Annotated in this window: 18 protein-coding genes; 9 read left to right on the forward strand and 9 right to left on the reverse strand. The window is 47.7% G+C overall.

Annotation, left to right across the window (positions count from 1 at the left end):
- Positions 1–125: 125 nt before the first annotated feature.
- Positions 126–599 carry a hypothetical protein gene (locus tag ACXIT9_RS10675; protein ID WP_458056217.1) on the forward strand — a complete coding sequence of 158 codons (474 nt, stop codon included), beginning with the start codon at positions 126–128 and terminating at the stop codon, positions 597–599.
- 121 nt (positions 600–720) lie between these two features.
- On the opposite strand, the gene ACXIT9_RS10680 is transcribed toward ACXIT9_RS10675, so the two are convergent.
- Both ACXIT9_RS10680 and ACXIT9_RS10685 read right to left on the reverse strand, forming a co-directional pair.
- Entirely contained in the window at positions 721–2,064 is a 1,344-nt protein-coding gene (locus ACXIT9_RS10680; protein ID WP_458056218.1) for a sensor histidine kinase, read from the reverse strand.
- On the reverse strand, positions 2,054–3,445 hold the full coding sequence (locus ACXIT9_RS10685) for a sigma-54-dependent transcriptional regulator (protein WP_458056219.1): 1,392 nt from the start codon (positions 3,443–3,445) through the stop codon (positions 2,054–2,056). The genes ACXIT9_RS10680 and ACXIT9_RS10685 overlap by 11 nt, the downstream gene beginning before the upstream one ends.
- A 215-nt stretch (positions 3,446–3,660) precedes the next feature.
- On the opposite strand from ACXIT9_RS10685, the gene ACXIT9_RS10690 reads away from it, so the two are divergent.
- Complete coding sequence (locus ACXIT9_RS10690) at positions 3,661–4,089, forward strand: FKBP-type peptidyl-prolyl cis-trans isomerase (protein WP_458056220.1); 429 nt, start codon at positions 3,661–3,663, stop codon at positions 4,087–4,089.
- A 152-nt stretch (positions 4,090–4,241) separates the two neighbouring features.
- On the opposite strand, the gene ACXIT9_RS10695 is transcribed toward ACXIT9_RS10690, so the two are convergent.
- The 3 genes from ACXIT9_RS10695 to rsfS form a co-directional block, all read right to left on the reverse strand.
- Positions 4,242–5,027, reverse strand: coding sequence for a UDP-2,3-diacylglucosamine diphosphatase (locus ACXIT9_RS10695; protein ID WP_458056221.1), 786 nt, complete (start codon positions 5,025–5,027; stop codon positions 4,242–4,244).
- A gap of 137 nt (positions 5,028–5,164) precedes the next feature.
- Positions 5,165–7,219, reverse strand: coding sequence for an ATP-dependent zinc metalloprotease FtsH (gene ftsH / locus ACXIT9_RS10700; RefSeq protein WP_458056222.1), 2,055 nt, complete (start codon positions 7,217–7,219; stop codon positions 5,165–5,167).
- A gap of 55 nt (positions 7,220–7,274) precedes the next feature.
- Positions 7,275–7,631 carry a ribosome silencing factor gene (gene rsfS, locus ACXIT9_RS10705; protein ID WP_458056223.1) on the reverse strand — a complete coding sequence of 119 codons (357 nt, stop codon included), beginning with the start codon at positions 7,629–7,631 and terminating at the stop codon, positions 7,275–7,277.
- 82 nt (positions 7,632–7,713) lie between these two features.
- Between rsfS and ACXIT9_RS10710 the strand changes: the two genes are divergently transcribed.
- Both ACXIT9_RS10710 and ahcY read left to right on the forward strand, forming a co-directional pair.
- Positions 7,714–8,484 carry a biotin--[acetyl-CoA-carboxylase] ligase gene (locus tag ACXIT9_RS10710; RefSeq protein ID WP_458056224.1) on the forward strand — a complete coding sequence of 257 codons (771 nt, stop codon included), beginning with the start codon at positions 7,714–7,716 and terminating at the stop codon, positions 8,482–8,484.
- Positions 8,485–8,543: 59 nt separating this feature from the next.
- Positions 8,544–9,863 carry an adenosylhomocysteinase gene (ahcY, locus tag ACXIT9_RS10715; RefSeq protein ID WP_458056225.1) on the forward strand — a complete coding sequence of 440 codons (1,320 nt, stop codon included), beginning with the start codon at positions 8,544–8,546 and terminating at the stop codon, positions 9,861–9,863.
- A 75-nt stretch (positions 9,864–9,938) separates the two neighbouring features.
- On the opposite strand, the gene ACXIT9_RS10720 is transcribed toward ahcY, so the two are convergent.
- Complete coding sequence (locus tag ACXIT9_RS10720) at positions 9,939–10,793, reverse strand: hypothetical protein (protein ID WP_458056226.1); 855 nt, start codon at positions 10,791–10,793, stop codon at positions 9,939–9,941.
- 68 nt (positions 10,794–10,861) lie between these two features.
- Here ACXIT9_RS10720 and ACXIT9_RS10725 point away from each other — a divergent pair, with 68 nt between their 5' ends.
- Positions 10,862–11,734 (forward strand): SDR family oxidoreductase, encoded by an 873-nt coding sequence (locus ACXIT9_RS10725; protein WP_458056227.1) that lies wholly within the window; start codon positions 10,862–10,864, stop codon positions 11,732–11,734.
- Positions 11,735–11,921: 187 nt separating this feature from the next.
- Here the strand turns inward: ACXIT9_RS10725 and ACXIT9_RS10730 are convergent, their stop codons facing one another.
- From ACXIT9_RS10730 to mltG, 3 genes are read right to left on the reverse strand one after another with little or no spacing between them, the layout of a single operon-like run.
- Positions 11,922–12,893, reverse strand: a complete 972-nt coding sequence (locus ACXIT9_RS10730) for a YihY/virulence factor BrkB family protein (protein WP_458056228.1) — start codon at positions 12,891–12,893, stop codon at positions 11,922–11,924.
- The gene (locus ACXIT9_RS10735) at positions 12,883–13,302 is read right to left on the reverse strand and encodes an acyl-CoA thioesterase (protein WP_009053642.1); all 420 of its coding nucleotides are present in this window, start codon (positions 13,300–13,302) and stop codon (positions 12,883–12,885) included. Before ACXIT9_RS10735 ends, ACXIT9_RS10730 begins: the two co-directional genes overlap by 11 nt.
- Complete coding sequence (mltG, locus tag ACXIT9_RS10740; RefSeq protein ID WP_458056229.1) at positions 13,302–14,348, reverse strand: endolytic transglycosylase MltG; 1,047 nt, start codon at positions 14,346–14,348, stop codon at positions 13,302–13,304. The genes ACXIT9_RS10735 and mltG overlap by 1 nt, the downstream gene beginning before the upstream one ends.
- 77 nt (positions 14,349–14,425) lie before the next feature.
- Here mltG and ACXIT9_RS10745 point away from each other — a divergent pair, with 77 nt between their 5' ends.
- The 4 genes from ACXIT9_RS10745 to ACXIT9_RS10760 all read left to right on the forward strand — a co-directional run bounded on the left by ACXIT9_RS10745 (position 14,426) and on the right by ACXIT9_RS10760 (position 18,752).
- Positions 14,426–14,827, forward strand: a complete 402-nt coding sequence (locus ACXIT9_RS10745) for a (deoxy)nucleoside triphosphate pyrophosphohydrolase (protein ID WP_458056230.1) — start codon at positions 14,426–14,428, stop codon at positions 14,825–14,827.
- A 36-nt stretch (positions 14,828–14,863) separates the two neighbouring features.
- Entirely contained in the window at positions 14,864–15,493 is a 630-nt protein-coding gene (locus tag ACXIT9_RS10750) for an L-threonylcarbamoyladenylate synthase (protein ID WP_458056231.1), read from the forward strand.
- Between the two features lie 9 nt (positions 15,494–15,502).
- Positions 15,503–16,156 (forward strand): WbqC family protein, encoded by a 654-nt coding sequence (locus tag ACXIT9_RS10755; protein ID WP_458056232.1) that lies wholly within the window; start codon positions 15,503–15,505, stop codon positions 16,154–16,156.
- Between the two features lie 67 nt (positions 16,157–16,223).
- Positions 16,224–18,752 (forward strand): ATP-dependent Clp protease ATP-binding subunit, encoded by a 2,529-nt coding sequence (locus tag ACXIT9_RS10760; protein ID WP_458056233.1) that lies wholly within the window; start codon positions 16,224–16,226, stop codon positions 18,750–18,752.
- Positions 18,753–18,788: the final 36 nt, after the last annotated feature.

The raw sequence follows: 18,788 nt of genomic DNA on the forward strand, positions 1-18,788 counted from the left end.
TGTCTTCTTGATTTTTTAAAGTAGGATTTTGGATTTATGAAGGTTGTATTAGGAAAACTGAAAATTTCTGTTTAATATCCCGCCACAAGTAAACAGCGACACGCCTGAATGCGTATATAGTGCAGATGAATTCAAACTGGTACCCTCTTTTATTCGCCTTTGTGGCCCTGATCAGTTTAAGCTCTTGCGATAAAGAGCCTCAGGATCCGGCTTTTCGGGTGCTGGGCAACTGGGAGTTGAAGGATGAGATTTTGTATGCGCCGCAGGGTTTTGCCCTGGAAGGGCAAAGAGATCGTTATATTTTTTTTCAAGATCAGACCTTTATTAAGTTGAGCGAACAGCGGTATAGAACAGGAGAAGAGCGGGAAGAAACCCTTTTCAGCCCTTTCCAGGCCCTGGGTCGTTTTGAGCTTTTGCCCACAGATGATCCACGCTTTATCTATGAGCTGCGTCTGGTTTTCGACACTGGAACAGATCTGGTGGCGAGCTGTCAAGAGCTAGATGCGGAAAAGCTTTTTTTAAGTCCTGATTTCGAACTGGTGAATTCAGAAATGGCCAGCTGTGAGGGTCCCTTGCTCATCTATGGAAAAGCCAAGTAGTCTGCCAGCTTAAACCGAATCCCTACCCTATCACGATGCGATACCCTTGTGGGTTTAAGGTACCTCTACTTGTGGTTAGGGCCCCTACCATTTGCTGCGGTGTTTTTTGGGTTTTGACCCGCTAGGCATTGAAAACCAGCTTGAACTGAGTCCCTTTACCAGGGCTGGATTGCACGAGGATGTTGCCCTTATGGCGGCGCATAATTTGTTTAGACAAGCTGAGGCCGATGCCGGAGCCCTTCTTTTTCGTAGTAAAAAAGGGAATAAATATTTTACTAAGGGCTTCTTCTTCTATGCCTTTTCCTGTATCACTTACGCTGATAATGATTTTTCCGGCTTCATCTAGCTGTGCTGCTAGGTGAAGTTCCCGCTTCTGCACTTCTTCCATCGCTTGGATGGCATTTTGGATTAAGTTGATCAAGACCTGCTCGATGAGGTGTTTATCGGCATAGACGATCAGGTCGGTGGGCAAAACACTGTAGTGGTAGTGAACCTGTTGCTGTTCAAGCTGATGCTGCATCAGCACCTGTAACGCTCCGAAAAGCGCTTGAATGCGTATTGCCTCGAATTTAGGATTGGGTATTTGGGCTAAGTTTCGAAAATCTGCCACGAAGGAGGTCAAGCCTTCGCTGCGACGCTGGATAGTGCTGATCGCTAGTGCGTAATCCTCCATGTCCGCTAGGCCGACCTCCTCTTCTCGATCTAACTTATTGTAAAGCTCCCCTTGAATGGTTGCTGCCAAGGATGAAATCGGCGCTATGGAGTTCATGATTTCATGGGTAAGCACCCGCACCAGGTTTTGCCAGGCCTCCATTTCCTTATCTTCCAGCTCACTTTGAATATTTTGTAGCGAGACGAGTTTGATTTTTGTATCGCGATGAAAAAGTTCGATCGCATACACGGATAGCTGCATGATTCCATCGGGGTGTGCAAATTTTATCAATTCACTTCCACCCGTGCGCAGATCGCTGATGGCTAGTGCCAGCTCTTTATTGATGCCCTCCACTTCACGCATATGCCCCAAGTTTTCGATGGCAAGCATCCGTTTAGCCGCCGTATTTAAGATCTGTACCTCTCCAGAGGGCTTAAAGGTGATCAGTCCGATGGACAAATGCTGAAAAACGGAGCGGAAATACTGGTAGTTGGCTTCCTTTTCCGCCTGATCTTCTTTTAGCTTGGCTAAAATAGTGTTGAAGTCGATATGGAGCTCGTCGATTTCCGTGCCGTCGAACTTGACCGGATACACTGAGGTGTAATTGCTTTTCTTGATATTGCTTAAAAACTCACGCACGGTGGTAAAAGAGCCCTCTGCGTAGCGCGTGAGCGCAAAAACCTGATAGCCTACCCCGAGTAGCACCAGGCAAATGAAGAAAACGCTGCCTCCTTTGGCCATCAGGTAGCCCAGGAGCAGCGTACTTAGCATTAAAGCAGTAATTCGGCCGAGGAGCCCAATTTTAAAGTCCATATTTTTCTAATCTGCGGTACAGCGATGCGCGGGTCAGGCCCAGCTCTTTTGCTGCTTTCGATATATTGCCGCCATGTTTTTCAATGGCGCGTTGGATTACATTTTTTTCTACCTCGTCTAGGTTATAAGAACTAGCAGTAGCGCCTCCCGGCTGTTTATCGGGAGAGACTTTCGTGGAGAGGAAGAAAAAATCCCGACTATCCAGGCGGTCTTTTTCTGCCATGATGATAGCCCTTTCGATGGCATGCTGCAGCTCCCGAATATTCCCCGGCCAGGGGTAATTACTCAGGAGCTGAAGCGCTTCGGGCGTAAAGCCCGCAAAATCCTTGCGGTATTTTTTCGCATAGATACCTAAGAAATGCTTAGCCAGTACAGGAATATCTTCATGGCGCTGCCGAAGGGGTGGCAAAAAGATCTCCACGGTGTTAATGCGGTAAAGTAAATCCTGCCGAAATCCATTATCCATAACCATGTCGTGAACCGGCATATTCGTGGCACAAATTAAACGAATATCGATGGCCTGTGCCTTATTCGAGCCGATGCGCGTCACCTCTCGGCGCTGCAGCACAGTGAGCAGCTTCGACTGCAGGGGCATGCTCAAGTTGCCGATTTCATCCAGGAAAAGGGTCCCTTTATCGGCCACTTCGAAGCGCCCTGCCCGATCCTCCTTGGCATCAGTAAAAGCACCTTTTTTATGCCCGAAGAGCTCGCTTTCGAAAAGCGTCTCGGTGATAGCACCCATGTCCACACCCACGAAAATTTCTTCTTTACGCAGGGAGCGATCGTGGATAGCACGAGCGATGAGCTCCTTTCCAGTGCCATTTTCACCGAGGATGAGCACATTAGCATCTGTGGCCGCCACTTTATCGATGATCGCAAAAATGTTACGCATCGCAGGACTGTCACCGATAATCTCTGTATACGGTTTCTTTAAGTCTGACTGCAACTGCTTCTGCTTGTCCGATAACTTATCGATAGTCGTGTAGCTCTCTTTCAGGCGCATAGCTGCGCTGAGGGTGGCCAGCAGCTTTTCGTTCTGCCAAGGCTTCAGAATAAAATCCGTAGCTCCTTCTTTAAGTGCTTGGACCGCCATTTCCACATTGCCAAAGGCCGTAATCAAAATCACGACAGCCTGAGGATCGAGTTCTTTAATCTGCTTCAACCAGTAAAAGCCCTCCTTTCCAGAGGTCGTGTCCTCGGTGAAGTTCATGTCTAGTAGGATGACATCAAACTGCTTATTGGATACTAAAAAAGGAATTCTACGGGGATCCTGCTCGATATGCACTTCCTTCGCATGCTTTTTTAAGAGCATCTTTGCCGCGAAAAGTAGGTCTTCGTTATCATCTATAATCAGGATTTTACCTAGTGCCGTCTGGTCCATATGCTGTCTTGTTTACTCCTTCTATTAACAAAATGGTGCCAAAGCCAAAAAGCCTTATCTAGCTCGATTTTGTACGGTGAAAGAACAAGTTACGAACAAATTCGGACATAAAGCGTCCGTAATCGAACACTTTACTTATTTCCTTCGGCTCTGGTTTTTTTAGCCTTCCGAAAATGGTTATCTTTAAGGATTATTCATAAAAAATAGTATTACGTATGTCTTTAGCAATTAGCGGAAACAAAGTCCAAGTACATTATACAGGGAAATTAGAGGACGGTACTGTCTTCGATACCTCTCGGGAGCGTGAGCCTTTAGCGTTCACACTTGGTGATGGAAATATGATCAAGGGCTTTGATGTGGCGGTAACAGGTATGGCCATCGGAGAAGAAAAAACAGTTACGATTCCTGCGGCTGAAGCGTATGGTGAGCGTCGTGACGACATGATGGTGCCGGTTCCAGTTAATCAGGTACCTGAAAATATAAAGCCTGAAGTCGGGATGCAGTTATCGCTTCAAGGGCCTCAGGGACAGCCGATGCCGGTAGTAGTTGTGAGTGTGGATGAGGAGCAGATCGTTCTGGATGCCAACCACCCCCTGGCAGGCAAAGACCTGATTTTCGATATTGAATTAGTGTCCATCGACTAAGTGCTGGCACTTTTTCTAAACAAGCAGCATGCCGTATCTGGTGTGCTGCTTTTTTTGGTGTATGGGGAGGCATTTCCTAGGCTGCGGAATGGATTTATCTGCCCACTGGCCTTTTCCTTGATGTTTCCTTGATGCTACAACAAACCCCTTTATTAGCGGCGTATAAGCTCTGTATTGGCTTCAAAAACCTGAAGCTCGATCTTCCCCGCCTCGAAGACAGCGTAGGTATACTGCCTGATCCACTCGCCGAGATTTAGGTAACGGCTTTTTTGCCCTACGGGCAAATCTAAGGGCAGGTGGCGATGGCCAAAAACATAGTAGTTAAAGTGTTCCTGTGCTTCGATCTGCCGGGCATAGGCCCAAAGCCACTCATCAGGACCGCGGAAATAATCTTCGTTTTTCTCTGCATTTGAGGCACGACTGTTCGAGGACCAGTTTAAGGCGATTTGCATGCCCAGATCAGGATGCAGCCAGCGGAAGAGCCAGCGACAGGCGGGGTTTGTAAAGATTTTTTTCAGCATTTTATAGGTGCTGTCCCCCGGTCCGAGGCCATCGCCATGCCCGATGAGCAGTTTGGTGTCGTTAAGGAAAATACTCTGAGGCTGATGGAAAACAGGAATGCCCAGTTCGGTAGGGAAATAGTCTTGCATCCAGAGGTCATGATTTCCGGTAAAGAGGTAAATGGGTAATCCTTGTTGCCTGAGCGCTGCCAGTTTCCCCAGAAAGGGAATGAATCCTTTCGGCACCACATGCTTGTATTCGAACCAAAAGTCAAAAATGTCACCTACCAAAAAGAGTGCTGCTGCGTCGGCTTGAATGCGGTCCAGCCAGCGACAGATTTTCTCTTCGCGGGTTTTACTTTGCGAAAAATCAGGTGCCCCTAAGTGAAAGTCTGAAGCGAAATAGACCCGCTTTCCTTCAGGAATTATCAGTTTCATGGCCGCAAAGATACACGTTTTATACGGAAATGCTGTTTTTCAGCTGCCGGCTACCGAACTTGGCTTGTGTAAATAAAAAAATGGCGCGAAAACATCCCGTTTCCGCGCCACGCTTATTTTTCAGGCAGAAGGCGAAGCTATTTTTTGTCCTCTACCTCTTCTTCTTTTGTGGGATCGGACTCACCGGTAGCGGTAGGCGGCGTCTCTTGTTTTTCTTCCCGCTTACGATCATTTTCATCCACCTTTTTCGTAAAGGCCTCGTAGGTTGTTTCCTTTTCGAAAGGACGTTTACCGATGAGTGCGATCAAGTCTGTCTGGAAGAGGATTTCCTTTTTAAGTAGCTCCTGCGCCAGTTTTTCGAGCTCTTCCATACGCTCCTTTAGGAGAACTTTTGTACGTTCATAGCATAGCGTGATCAACTTACGCACCTCTTCATCGATGGTTTCGGCCGTTTTATCGGAGTAAGGTTTCTGCATGCGGTATTCGGAGCCTTTACTGTCGTAGAAGGACACGTTTCCGATTTTATCATTCATCCCATACACACTTACGATGGAGTAGGCCATCTTCGTAACACGCTCCAGGTCAGAAAGTGCACCGGTTGAGATCTTACCGAAGATGAGCTCCTCAGCCGCGCGACCACCGAGTGTCATGCACATCTCATCCATAAGCTGTTCTGTTTGGTAGAGGAACTGCTCGCGTGGGAGGTATTGGGCGTAGCCCAAAGCCGCCACCCCACGTGGCACGATGCTCACCTTTACCAAAGGGTCGGCATGCTCTAAGAACCAACCTGCTACAGCATGGCCGGCCTCATGGTAGGCGACGATTTTCTTTTCGTCTGGAGAGATGATCTTATTTTTCTTTTCCAGTCCTCCGATGACGCGGTCAATGGCGTCTTGGAAGTCTTGAGCATCTACTGCGGCCTTATTTCTTCTCGCAGCGATAAGTGCTGCTTCGTTACAAATATTCGCAATTTCAGCGCCTGCAAAACCAGGTGTTTGGGCGGCTAATTTTTTCGCTTCTACATCTTCAGCGGTTTTGATTGGCTTGAGATGCACACGGAAGATGGCCTCTCTACCGATGATATCGGGTTTGTCCACAGAAATCTGTCGGTCGAAACGACCCGCACGTAGTAGGGCGCTGTCTAAGACATCGGGCCTGTTTGTGGCGGCCAGTACGATCACGCCTGAGTCAGTGCCGAAGCCATCCATTTCTACAAGAAGGGAGTTCAGCGTATTTTCGCGTTCATCATTTGAGCCTCCCGGCATCTGTCCTTTGCCGCGGGAGCGGCCGATGGCGTCGATCTCATCGATAAAGATGATACAGGGAGCTTTTTCTTTCGCTTGTTTAAAGAGGTCACGTACACGTGCGGCGCCTACCCCTACGAACATTTCCACGAAATCTGAGCCTGAAAGGGTAAAGAATGGCACCCCTGCTTCTCCGGCCACTGCTTTCGCGAGTAAGGTTTTACCTGTTCCAGGAGGGCCTACCAGCAATGCACCTTTCGGTATTTTACCCCCTAGTTTGGTGAATTTGGAAGGGTTTTTCAAGAATTCTACGATTTCTTGTACTTCCTCCTTAGCCTCATCCAGTCCAGCGACATTATCGAAGGTAATTTTTACTTTGTTTTCCGCGTCGAAAAGTTGTGCTTTTGATTTTCCTACGTTAAAAATCTGCCCTCCTGGGCCGCTAGGACCCGCCATGCGGCGCATCATGAACCAGAAAAGGAAGAAAAGTAGGATGAGAAAGCCAAAGCTTCCGAAATAGTTGCCCCAGGATTCCTGCGTTTTCGCCGTATGCCCGATTCTTCTATCTTCTGGAGCTTCGTCCTCCATTTTTTCGAAATTTTCGATAAACTTATCTACCGAGGCTACTTTAAAGCTATAATGTGGCCCTGCAGGGTTAAACACGAGGGAGTTTCGTTCCAGCTCATCACGATAGCGATTTTTTTCAAGAGCTTCTCCTGAGAGGGTGACCTCCACCACGTTTTGGTTGTAGATAACGACCACTTTTGACACATCACCAGCGCGGTACATGTCTTCAAACTTGCGTAGGGTGATGTCCACTACACGGTTCGAGCTATTGAACCAGGTCACGCCCACCAGTACCAAAACAGCTGCTATGATCAGATATAACTGAAAGTTTGGTTTTTGTGGAGGTTTTGGTGCAAATTTCTTTTTACTTTTATCGCTCATCGCTCATTTATTAATGCTATAAACTTTTTCTTTAACGTTTCAGCTAGGTGAAAGTTCACCGGCTTTCGGCAACTCGTATAATTTTGGCATCGCCCCAGAGGTCTTCTAAACCGTAAAAATTTCTACGTTCTTTTAAGAAAACATGCGCCACGACATTCACATAATCGATCAGTACCCATTGCTTGTGGGTTTTCCCTTCACTTTTCCAGGGATGTTCTTGGTTGGCTTTCCAGACGGCTTCTTCCACGGCATCGGCAATGGCTTCTACTTGGGTATCTGAATTTCCAGAGCAAAGGACAAAAAAATCGGTCACCGTATGGGTGATATCTCTTAGGTCCATGATGATGATGTCGGAGGCTTTTTTATCCTCCATGCCTTGTACAATTATGTTACTTAGTTCTTCTGCGGTCATATATCAGGTTTCAACCGGCATTCGGGTAGAATCTATTATCTTTGTATGCAAATTCCCGACGCCTATCACTATAACTTCTTTTATGCAGTATAAAATCCTTGCCAATACACTTTTTTTAGGTAAAGAACTTCTTTACCTGACAGAGTGTCACTCCACCAACGATGTCGCGCTAGAACGGATTCGTGCGCAGGAGGCGCGCGAAGGGCTGCTCGTGGTGACCGACTATCAAAGTAAGGGGAGGGGGCAGCGAGGAAACACTTGGGAGGGTCAGCCCGGGCTTAACTTAACCTTTTCTCTGGTGGTAGAGCCTCATTTTTTGCCTCCTCATGAACAGTTTAAGCTGAACATGGCGGTTTCTTTCGCTGTTATGACGGTGCTTAATGCTTTCGATCCTGAGATACGTATCAAGTGGCCGAACGATATCATCCACCCGGAAAGTGGGAAACTTGGCGGAATCCTCATTGAGAACATCCTTTTTGGACAAAAGTTAAGCTACAGTATCATCGGAATCGGCCTAAATTTAAACCAAAGAAAATTTGAAAACAAGACAGCCACTTCTTTAGCCCTGCTAACCGGGCAGGGGACAGACAGTGCCCTGCTGCTGGAGCAGCTGGTGAAACGCATCGAGCAGCATTATCTGAAGTTGAAAAAGCAAGTCTTTGCCGACATTCAGGAACATTATAAGCTAGCCCTCTATGGGATGGAAACCTGGAGACGCTATGAGGCGGAAGAGGTCTTCGAGGCACGGATGGTGGATGTTTTGCCCAGCGGGCACCTGGTGCTCGAAAAAAGGTCGGGAGAAAGAAACCAATATGCCTTTAAAGAGGTTAAATTTCTGGACCTTTACAGCTAAAGGCCAAATTTTATTTATCTTTACGTGTAATTAATTACTTAAAACAGAATACTTTATTTATGTCTGAAACGAAAGCGGCCAAGTTTATCCCTTACAAGGTGAAAGATATCTCCCTTGCTGCCTGGGGAAGAAAAGAAATTAGATTAGCGGAGGCAGAGATGCCGGGATTGATGGCCTTACGCGAGGAATTCGGTGCTTCACAGCCTCTGAAGGGGGCACGTATCGCGGGCTGTTTGCATATGACAGTTCAGACGGCTGTCTTAATCGAAACGTTAGTGGCCTTGGGAGCGGAAGTGACCTGGTCTTCTTGTAATATTTTCTCTACCCAGGATCATGCCGCAGCAGCCATCGCAGAGGCAGGAATTTCTGTTTACGCATGGAAAGGCATGACGGCGGAAGAGTTCGACTGGTGCATCGAACAGACACTTTTCTTCGGCGAGGAGCGCGCGCCCTTAAACATGATTTTAGATGATGGAGGTGACCTGACAAATATGGTACTGGATCAGTATCCGGAGTTAGTGGCGGGAATAAAAGGACTTTCGGAGGAAACTACTACCGGTGTGCATCGCCTTTATGAGCGCATGAAGAAGGGAACCCTCCCGATGCCTGCGATTAATGTAAACGATTCGGTAACGAAATCAAAGTTCGATAACAAGTACGGCTGTAAGGAGTCTTTAGTGGATGCGATTCGTCGCGCTACGGATGTGATGATGGCAGGTAAGGTAGCGGTAGTTGCGGGTTATGGTGACGTAGGGAAGGGTTCTGCTGCTTCTTTACGTGGAGCAGGTGCGCGTGTGATCGTGACTGAAATCGATCCTATCTGTGCGCTGCAGGCCGCGATGGACGGTTTCGCTGTGAAGAAGATGGTGGATGCGGTTAAAGAAGCAGACATCGTGGTTACGGCGACAGGAAATAAAGATATCATCCGTGGGGAGCACTTCCTGGCCATGAAAGATAAGGCGATCGTGTGTAACATCGGCCACTTCGATAATGAAATCGATATGGCGTGGTTAAATAAAAACTACGGTCATACGAAAGATGTAATCAAGCCACAGGTGGATCTGTATCATGTGGAGGGCAAGGACATTATTGTTTTGGCTGAAGGCCGTCTGGTGAACTTAGGCTGTGCTACGGGGCACCCTTCTTTCGTGATGTCAAATTCCTTTACCAATCAGACTTTAGCGCAGCTTGAACTGTGGACCAACACGGATAAATACGAACCGGGAGTATACGTGCTTCCGAAGCATTTAGATGAAAAGGTGGCGGCCCTGCATCTGTTAAAATTAGGTGTGGAATTGGATACCCTATCCGAGGATCAGGCCGAGTACATCGGAGTCACTCCAGAGGGTCCATTTAAGCCAGAATATTACCGTTATTAAGTTTTGAAGTCCACTCTAGTGGAAATTTATGGATAAGAAAAGCTACCCGAAGCGATTAGGGTAGCTTTTTGTTTTTCAATCCTCGGTGAAATTGATGCGTACGAGGCGGCCATCTTCTAAGGTGACATCAGCGAAGCTAGTGCAGGCCACTTCTTGGCCAAATGTAATGGTGTGGCGGACCTCCATACCAGCTGCCCTTCCGATACGGGCACTACTTTCCCCTACGCGCATGCTAATGCGGTCCTGCTCCCAGCAGCTGAGCAGACGTTCGGTGGGGCGTATACTGCTAATGAGAAGACTCCTTCCCGTTTGGTTTTGACCCGAACGGGTCACCGTACTACGTAAAAGGGGAGCTCCATTGACATCCTCTATCCGTTCGTGCTGTGCTTGGATACTGATGCGTGCACTACTGCCAGAAGGGTAGGTCAGGCGAAGTGGGGCAGGGCTAGTTTCTTCGAAAATATTCTGCTCCACATGTAGAAATTCTCGTACGCCGTTTACTTGAACGGTGCGCACTAAATAGTTGTCATATTCGATCCGTGTCAGGGCCTTTCCGTCCCGCTGGCCGAGCACGATGCGTAATGTTCCACCGCGGTTTAGAAGTCTTTCACAGTTTTCCGGTCCCTCTTCCCGTGGGCCTATAAAAGTAAGGGTCAGCGTGTCACCGAGCACGGTGATGCTGGGACAGCCGGGAAGGGGAGGCCAATCGGTTTCCGAGTACGTTTCCCAGGGTAAAACCCCCAGAAAGGTGCTTTCCGCGAGTGTTCTTTCGATTCGTACGAGCTCTTCGGCCTCCAGCAGCAAGTTGGTTTCCAGGGCGCGGGGGGTTTCTAGGTCGCAGGAGAGGAAAAAGAGAGAAAACCCTATAGCTATCCATGCGTTTCCTAAAAAGAAGTGCGGAAACGCTTGTATGGGCTTTGATTTACGCATTTTCTATTTAAATTATCCGTAGCTTTTACAGCTGGAAGGTACATATTCTAATTTAAACGTAAAAATAGATGAAATTCAATGAAGGAATGCTGAAAGCAGATGCTTTAAAGGGCAAAAATATTTTGGTGACCGGGGGTGGGACTGGCTTAGGACGATCGATGAGTACCTATTTTTTGCACCTAGGTGCCACGGTGATCATTACGAGCCGTAAGTTGGATGTGCTCCAGCAGGCCGCCACAGAAATGGAGCAGGAAACCGGTGGAAAGGTCTTAGCGCTGGCCTGTGATGTGCGCGATGCGGAGGCGGTGGAGCGCATGTATGCAGATGCTGTGGCGGCGGTGGGCGACATCGATGTGGTGCTGAATAATGCCGCGGGGAATTTCATCAGCCCGACAGAGCGGTTGTCCACGAATGCCTTTAATACCGTATTGGATATCGTGTTAAAAGGTACTTCGCATGTGACGCTGACGGTCGGAAAAGATTGGATTCAGAAGAAGCGTCCGGGGACTTTTTTAAATATCGTGACAACATATGCTTGGACGGGATCGGGCTATGTGGTGCCGAGTGCTGCTGCCAAAGCGGGGGTACTGGCTATGACGCGCTCGCTGGCGGTGGAGTGGGCCAAGTATGGTATCCGCTCGAATGCTATCGCACCGGGGCCATTTCCGACAGAGGGTGCCTGGAGTCGTTTGTTGCCGGGCGATCTGGTGAAGAAGTTTGATCCAGCGAAAAAGGTGCCTGTGGGGCGCGTGGGAGAGCATCAGGAGCTCGCTAATTTAGCGGCCTATTTAGTGTCGGATTTCTCTGCTTATGTCAATGGAGAGGTTATCACCATCGATGGAGGAGAATGGCTGAAGGGAGCGGGCGAGTTTAATAATCTCGACCTGATTCCGACGGAGATGTGGGACATGATGGAGGCACAGCGCGGAAAAAAAGGCTAAGCCCCAAGATACTTTGGGGCTATGTAAAGGCGCGCTGGAAGATCAGGCGTATAGCTATGGAGTAGGAAGAGCTGGTGTGGTCGCTGTTCACTGAGGAGATGCGCGTGTCTATTTCATAAAACGTGCTGCTATGCAGGCCTTCATGTCTTTAGGAGAACTGCCAAAAACCCTGATGCGGCATGCTGGATCAGGGTTTATCCTTCTGACTTTTTTGGGTCCTGGCCCGGCGTACCTGTCCTTTTTTCTTCGCCTTATCGAGGCTTACATTTACTTCGAAGGCGATGAGCAAGATCAAGCTGGTGATAAAAAGCCAAAGCATGACGGCCACCATAGCGCCGATGGAGCCGTAGAGCTTGTTGTAGGCAGCAAAATTATTCAGATAATAGCTAAAAAAGTAGAAGGCGATGGTGATAAGGAAGCCAGCAGTAAGGCTGCCTGGGGAGAAAAATTTCCATTTGTCGTGAACGGCGGGGGCTACGCGGAAGATAAAAGCGACGGAAGTGGTGAAGACGATGAGGAGCACGAGGAAGCGCAGGACTCCGAGTAGAAAGACGTAGACGTTCGTGCTCACAAAATCGAGTTTAGAGATTTCGTAGAGCGCTTTGCTGCCGAGGAGCATAATCAGCGAGGCGCCGGCGATGGTGAACACGAGGGCCACGATGATGCTGACGGCGATAAAGCGGGTCTTCAGATAGGAGCGGTTTTCGCGTGTTTTGTAGACCGCATTAAAAGCGTTTATCATGGACATGACGCCATTTGTGGATAAGAAAAGTGCCAAAAAAAAGCCCAGCGAGAGTAGGGACTGCCGAGGCCTTGAGACGATGTCTTCGATGGTGCCTTCTGCTTCTTTGTAAATGGCTTCAGGGATGAACCCTTCGATGAAGAGCAGGATGTTCTCTGTGTTTAACTCCTCAGAAAAAAAGTCGATGTAGGGGATGATGTTTAGCAGAAATAGAAGTAGTGGAAACATAGCGATCGTGAAGCTAAAGGCCATTGCTTCGGCTTTTTCGAGCAGCTCGTCTTTCTGCAGCTGAGCGATAAAAATTTTGGATACGTCGTAGAGGTTTTGGTCGGGGTTTCCGAAGTGCAGGTGACGCAGTTTTTTTCCGTAGCGGTACAACCTCCATACACAAAGCCTATAAAAGATTTTAAGCCTCATTATCAGGGAAATAAGGTCGGAGTAGAGCAAGGAGATCCTGTGGGGGGCGGCAGGGGCGATGGGTGTCTGTACGGGTAAAGGTCAGCAGGGTATACCCTTCTGTGATGCACTGGCCCTCCTCGTCGAAGACTTCGTATTCGAAGCGGATTTTCACGCCTGGCATTTCAGGAATGCGTACTTTTATGGTCAGCAGTGCGTCGTAGCGTCCAGGTTTGCGGTAGCGGGTATGTTGTTCTAGTACGGGCATCATGATCCCGGCGGCTTCCATTTCTTTATATGAAAAACCGATTTGGCGCAGGGCTTCTACACGTCCGACCTCGAAGTACATGGCATAATTTCCATAATACACGTAGCCCATCTGGTCGGTTTCGGCGTAGCGCACGCGTAAGGTTGTTTCTCCGGTAAACATTATTGGTATATTTTAGCTCGGTTCAGGGCGGCCTGATAGCGGCGGGCATTTACCAGGTGCTCGTTAAGTGTTTTGGCGAAAGCATGGTAGCCTGAAAAATCATCTTTGGCACAAAAATACAAATAATCGTGGGATTCTGGGTTTAGCACGGCCTCTATGGCAGAGATCTCCGGCACATTAATCGGTCCGGGGGGAAGTCCGGCATACTTGTAGGTGTTATAAGGACTGTCGATTTCTTTATGCACCTGAAGCACCCGGCGGAGGCTAAAGTCGCCGCTGGCAAAGACCAGTGTAGGGTCTGCCTGTAGGGGCATCCCGATCCGAAGTCGGTTAAGGTACACGCCTGCCACGCGGGGTCTTTCGTCGGCTTTAACGGTCTCTGCCTGTACGATGGCTGCCAGTGTGCTGACTTCTAGTGGGCTGAGGTCGAGGGCTGCCGCTTTCGCCGTTCGGTTTTCGTTCCAGAAGCGTTTATACTCCTGATACATGCGATCGAAAAGGGTTTCTGGCCGTGTGTTCCAATACACTTCGTAGGTATTCGGGATAAAGAGCGATACCACGGTGCTGCTGTCAACGCCGAACTTGGCGATATAGGCATCATCTTCCAGCAGGCGCATCATGTCCTCTTTTTCGAAAAACAGTGGGGTAGCGAGTTTTTCTGCCAGGTCTTCTTTTGTGCGGACAGCTGTAAAAGTGAGTCGAACGGGTGTCTGGGCACCCGAGCGCAGCAGGCGTACCAGTTGTACATTACTCATGCGGGGGCGTATCTCATAGCGCCCTGAGCGCACCGCTTCCTGATAGTTCATGAGCTTGGCCACGAAGCTAAAGGTTAAGAGATCATGAATTATTTCCTTCTCGTAAAGATTTTTTGCCAATTCCTGGAAGTCAGTTTCTGGATAAATTTCCACGAAAACAGGGCTATCTTTGTCTATGAGGCTGTTCGGACTGAAGAAGGCCTGGTAGAAGTAAAATGTTAATGAAATCGTTAAAACAGAAAATGTAATGATAATTATTAGATACCAACGAATTTTCTTATCTTCAAACATAATTTGGTAGAGGGCTTTTTTCCTAATAACAAAAGTACGGTTTTTTAACATAGTACGTATCACTTAAAACAGATAACATGATACCCGTCAGTTGTGGAGTAGTTCTTTCCGATGGATTTGTTCTTTGCGCACAGCGCAATCATGGACAAGCGCATGCGCTGAAATGGGAGTTTCCGGGCGGCAAAATTGAGGAGGGAGAGAGTGCAGAAGAGGCGTTAAAGCGCGAGCTTTTAGAGGAGTTAAACATTACCGTTAAGGTGATAACTGCTTTAAAATCTGTGGTACACGCGTATGTGGATGGGCCAATGGTGAAGCTTCACCCTTTTGTATGCCTAAAAGATAAGGGGCAGCTTATCGTAAAAGAACATCGGCAGATTCGCTGGGTGAAAGTAGAACTTTTGAATAATTTAAATTGGGTAGATGCGGACTTGCCGGTGGTGAAGCAGGTACGTGAACTGCTCGATGCTTCGAACCGATAAGGTCTGCTTCGTGTTTTTAGTGAAAATACACGCATTATGACGGCACAATTTATCAAACTATATCCAGAAAATCCGGACCAGCGGAAAATCGATCAGATCGTCAGGATTCTGCGCGATGGTGGGGTGATTATCTATCCGACCGATACCGTTTATGGGATGGGTTGTGATATCCATAACCAAAAAGCAGTAGAACGGATCGCGCAGCTGAAGGGCATCAATCCGAAAAAGCATCACTTTTCTTTTATTTGCTACGACCTCAGTAACATCGCTGATTACACGCGTGCCCTAAGCACACCTGTATTTAAGATGATGAAGAAAGGCCTTCCAGGTCCCTTCACTTTTATTTTAGAAGCGAACAATCAGGTTCCTAAACTGCTGAACAGCAAGAAAAAGACGGTAGGGATACGGGTGCCCGATCATTCGATCCCACGCCTGCTGGTAAAGGAGCTGGGTGCGCCGATCTTAACTACTTCTATTCACGATGAAGATGAGGTGATCGAGTACAGCACAGACCCAGAACTGATTTACGAAAAGTATCAAAATCTCGTCGATGTCGTTATCGATGGCGGCTATGGCAAAAACGTGGCTTCTACCATCATCGACTGCTCCGGCCCAGAGATCGAAGTTTTACGGCAGGGCTTAGGTACTTTAGAGGATATCCTCTAAACTTGCGGCATGAACGAAAATGCTGCCACACATGCTGTCCTGCATGATCTCTTTTATCTTCCAAATGTCGCCTATTTTAGTACCCTTCTGGATACTTCTTGCGTATATGTGGATACGCTGGCACCGTATCGAAAGCAGACCTATCGCAATCGCTGTCAGATACTTCTCGCCAATAAGGTGGAGCGGCTAACCGTGCCCGTGAAAGTGCCCTTCGTATTCGCTCCCTACGCATCGGTGCAGATCGATTATAACCAGCGCTGGAAAGCGAATCATCTGCGTTCTATTCAGTCAGCCTACGGCAAAGCACCTTTCTTCGAATATTTTTATCCAGAGTTAGAAAAAGTCTTCGAACAGAATCGGACATATTTGCTGGATTTAAACAGGGACTTGCTGACAGCTTGTCTTAAAATGCTGCAGTTACCCTGCGCAGTGGTGGCCATGGAAGGAGTGGCTGAAGATTTGCGTGCTGTGGACTTACAGGGCTTGGTTCAAGCAAAAGGAGCGACCAAAAAGGACCAAGAATTTCATCCCGTACCCTACAGACAAGTTTTCGGATCGGGGTTCATACCGAACTTGAGTATCATCGACTTATTGTTTTGTACGGGACCCGAGGCTTCGGACATTCTGAGGAGAAGCCGAAAAAAAATAGTGAACAAACGTTAATGGGATTGTGTTTTTCATACATAATCCATATTATTAGGAAAGATTTAGTAAAAGAGAAAGGATAGAAATGGAAGCAAAATTTTCAAATAGAGTCAAAGAGGTGATCTCGCTTAGTCGCGAGGAGGCTCTGCGCTTAGGGCACGATTATATCGGCACTGAGCACCTCTTGCTAGGGATGATTCGCGAAGGTGAAGGCGTGGCTGTTTCCATTCTAAAGAAATTAGGAGTTCCTTTAGATGAGCTACGGAATGCAGTAGAAAGAGCCGTAAAAGGAACTGCAACCCATAATGTTAAAAATCTCGCCAATATCCCGCTTACAAGGCAGTCTGAAAAGGTGCTTAAGATTACCTATTTAGAAGCTAAAATCTTTAAAAGTCAACTGATCGGCACCGAGCATTTACTGCTCTCTATCCTTCGTGATGAGGATAATATCGCCACTCAGATCTTACACAAATTCGACACCACTTACGACGCAGTAAAAGAAATGCTGGAATTTCAAACAGATTCAAACGCAAGGAACAGAGCAGAAGCAGACGATCCGGATGAGGATAGTGCGAAAATGTTCGGTTCATCGGGTAGCGGTTCTTCGGGAAGTTCCAAAGCCTCTAATGAAAAGTCACGTACACCGGTATTAGATAATTTCGGTCGCGACCTGACGAAAATGGCCGAAGAGGATAAGTTAGATCCTATTATTGGCCGAGAAAAAGAAATTGAGCGCGTGGCGCAAATTCTTTCCAGAAGAAAGAAAAACAACCCCATCCTAATCGGAGAGCCAGGTGTAGGTAAAACGGCCATTGCCGAAGGCTTAGCCCTACGCATCGTGCAGAAAAAGGTCTCTCGTGTGCTGTTCAACAAGCGGGTGGTGACCTTAGATCTGGCTTCTCTCGTGGCGGGCACTAAATACCGTGGACAGTTCGAGGAGCGTATGAAGGCGGTCATGAATGAGCTGGAAAAATCCCCTAATGTTATTCTCTTTATCGATGAGTTACATACTATCGTGGGAGCAGGTGGTGCTAGTGGCTCTTTAGATGCCTCTAATATGTTCAAGCCGGCCCTCGCGCGTGGCGAAATCCAATGCATAGGGGCCACTACCTTAGACGAATACAGACAATACATCGAAAAGGATGGTGCACTGGCGCGTCGTTTCCAAATGGTAATGGTAGATGCTACCACTCCAGAAGAAACGCTACAAATCTTGAACAACATCAAGGATAAGTATGAGGATCACCACCACGTGGTTTATACACCAGAAGCTCTTCAGGCTTGCGTGACCCTATCCGATCGTTACATCTCGGACCGCTTCCTTCCCGACAAAGCGATCGATATTCTCGATGAGGCTGGAGCGCGTGTGCATATTAACAACATCACCGTGCCGGAAAATATCCTCAAGTTAGAAGAGGAAGTGGAAGAAATTAAGGTAGAAAAAAATCGCGTGGTGAAGAGCCAAAAGTATGAAGAGGCTGCCCAGCTACGCGATAAGGAGAAAAAACTTCTCGAGCAGCTCGAAAGAGCCAAGCAGCAGTGGGAAGAAGAAAGTAAAACGAAGCGCTACAGCGTAGAGGAGGATAATGTGGCAGAAGTGATCGCTATGATGACGGGTGTACCCGCCAAGCGTATCGCTCAAAATGAAGGTGCCAAATTATTGAATATGCCTGAAGAACTTAAAGGTTCTGTAGTCGGTCAAGATGAGGCAATCAAGAAATTAACGAAAGCCATCCAAAGAACGCGGGTAGGGTTGAAGGATCCGAAGAAGCCCATCGGTTCCTTTATTTTCCTGGGCCCGACAGGGGTAGGTAAGACGGAGTTAGCCAAAAAACTCGCTACCTATCTTTTCGATAAAGAAGACACTCTCGTACGTATCGACATGTCGGAGTACATGGAGAAATTCTCGGTATCCCGCCTCGTGGGAGCGCCTCCAGGGTATGTGGGCTATGAAGAAGGAGGGCAGCTGACAGAAAAAGTCAGAAGAAAGCCTTATTCGGTAGTTCTTCTAGATGAAATCGAGAAAGCCCATCCCGATGTATTCAACATCCTCCTGCAAGTGTTAGATGACGGTATTCTCACCGATGGCCTTGGTCGACGGGTAGATTTCCGAAACACCATCATCATCATGACCTCGAATATCGGTGTACGTGATCTAAAAGACTTCGGAGCAGGTATCGGTTTTGCGCCGAAGGCGAAACAGGAAAATATGGATGAGGTGATGAAATCTACTATCCAAAATGCGCTGAAAAAGGCCTTCTCACCGGAATTCCTGAATCGTCTCGATGATGTAGTGGTCTTTAACTCTCTGAATAAGGGGCATATCCACCAGATTATAGACATCAGCTTGAAAAAGCTGTTTGGAAGAATCACCGATATGGGTTATCAAATCGAACTTACAGATGCCGCGAAAGATTTCCTTTCAGAAAAGGGGTACGACCAGCAGTACGGTGCTCGTCCGCTGAATCGGGCCATCCAAAAATACCTCGAAGATGCGCTCGCTGAGGAAATTTTAAAGGGTGAGCTATCCGAAGGGGATGTGATCCGTGCCGATTACACCGGAGAGGGCGAAAGTCTTACCATCACGATCGAGAAAAAAGAAAAGGCCGAATAGGTCTCTTGGAAGCTAAGTAAACAGGCGCTATCTTTC

The sequence above is a fragment of the Nitritalea sp. genome, from assembly GCF_054166705.1.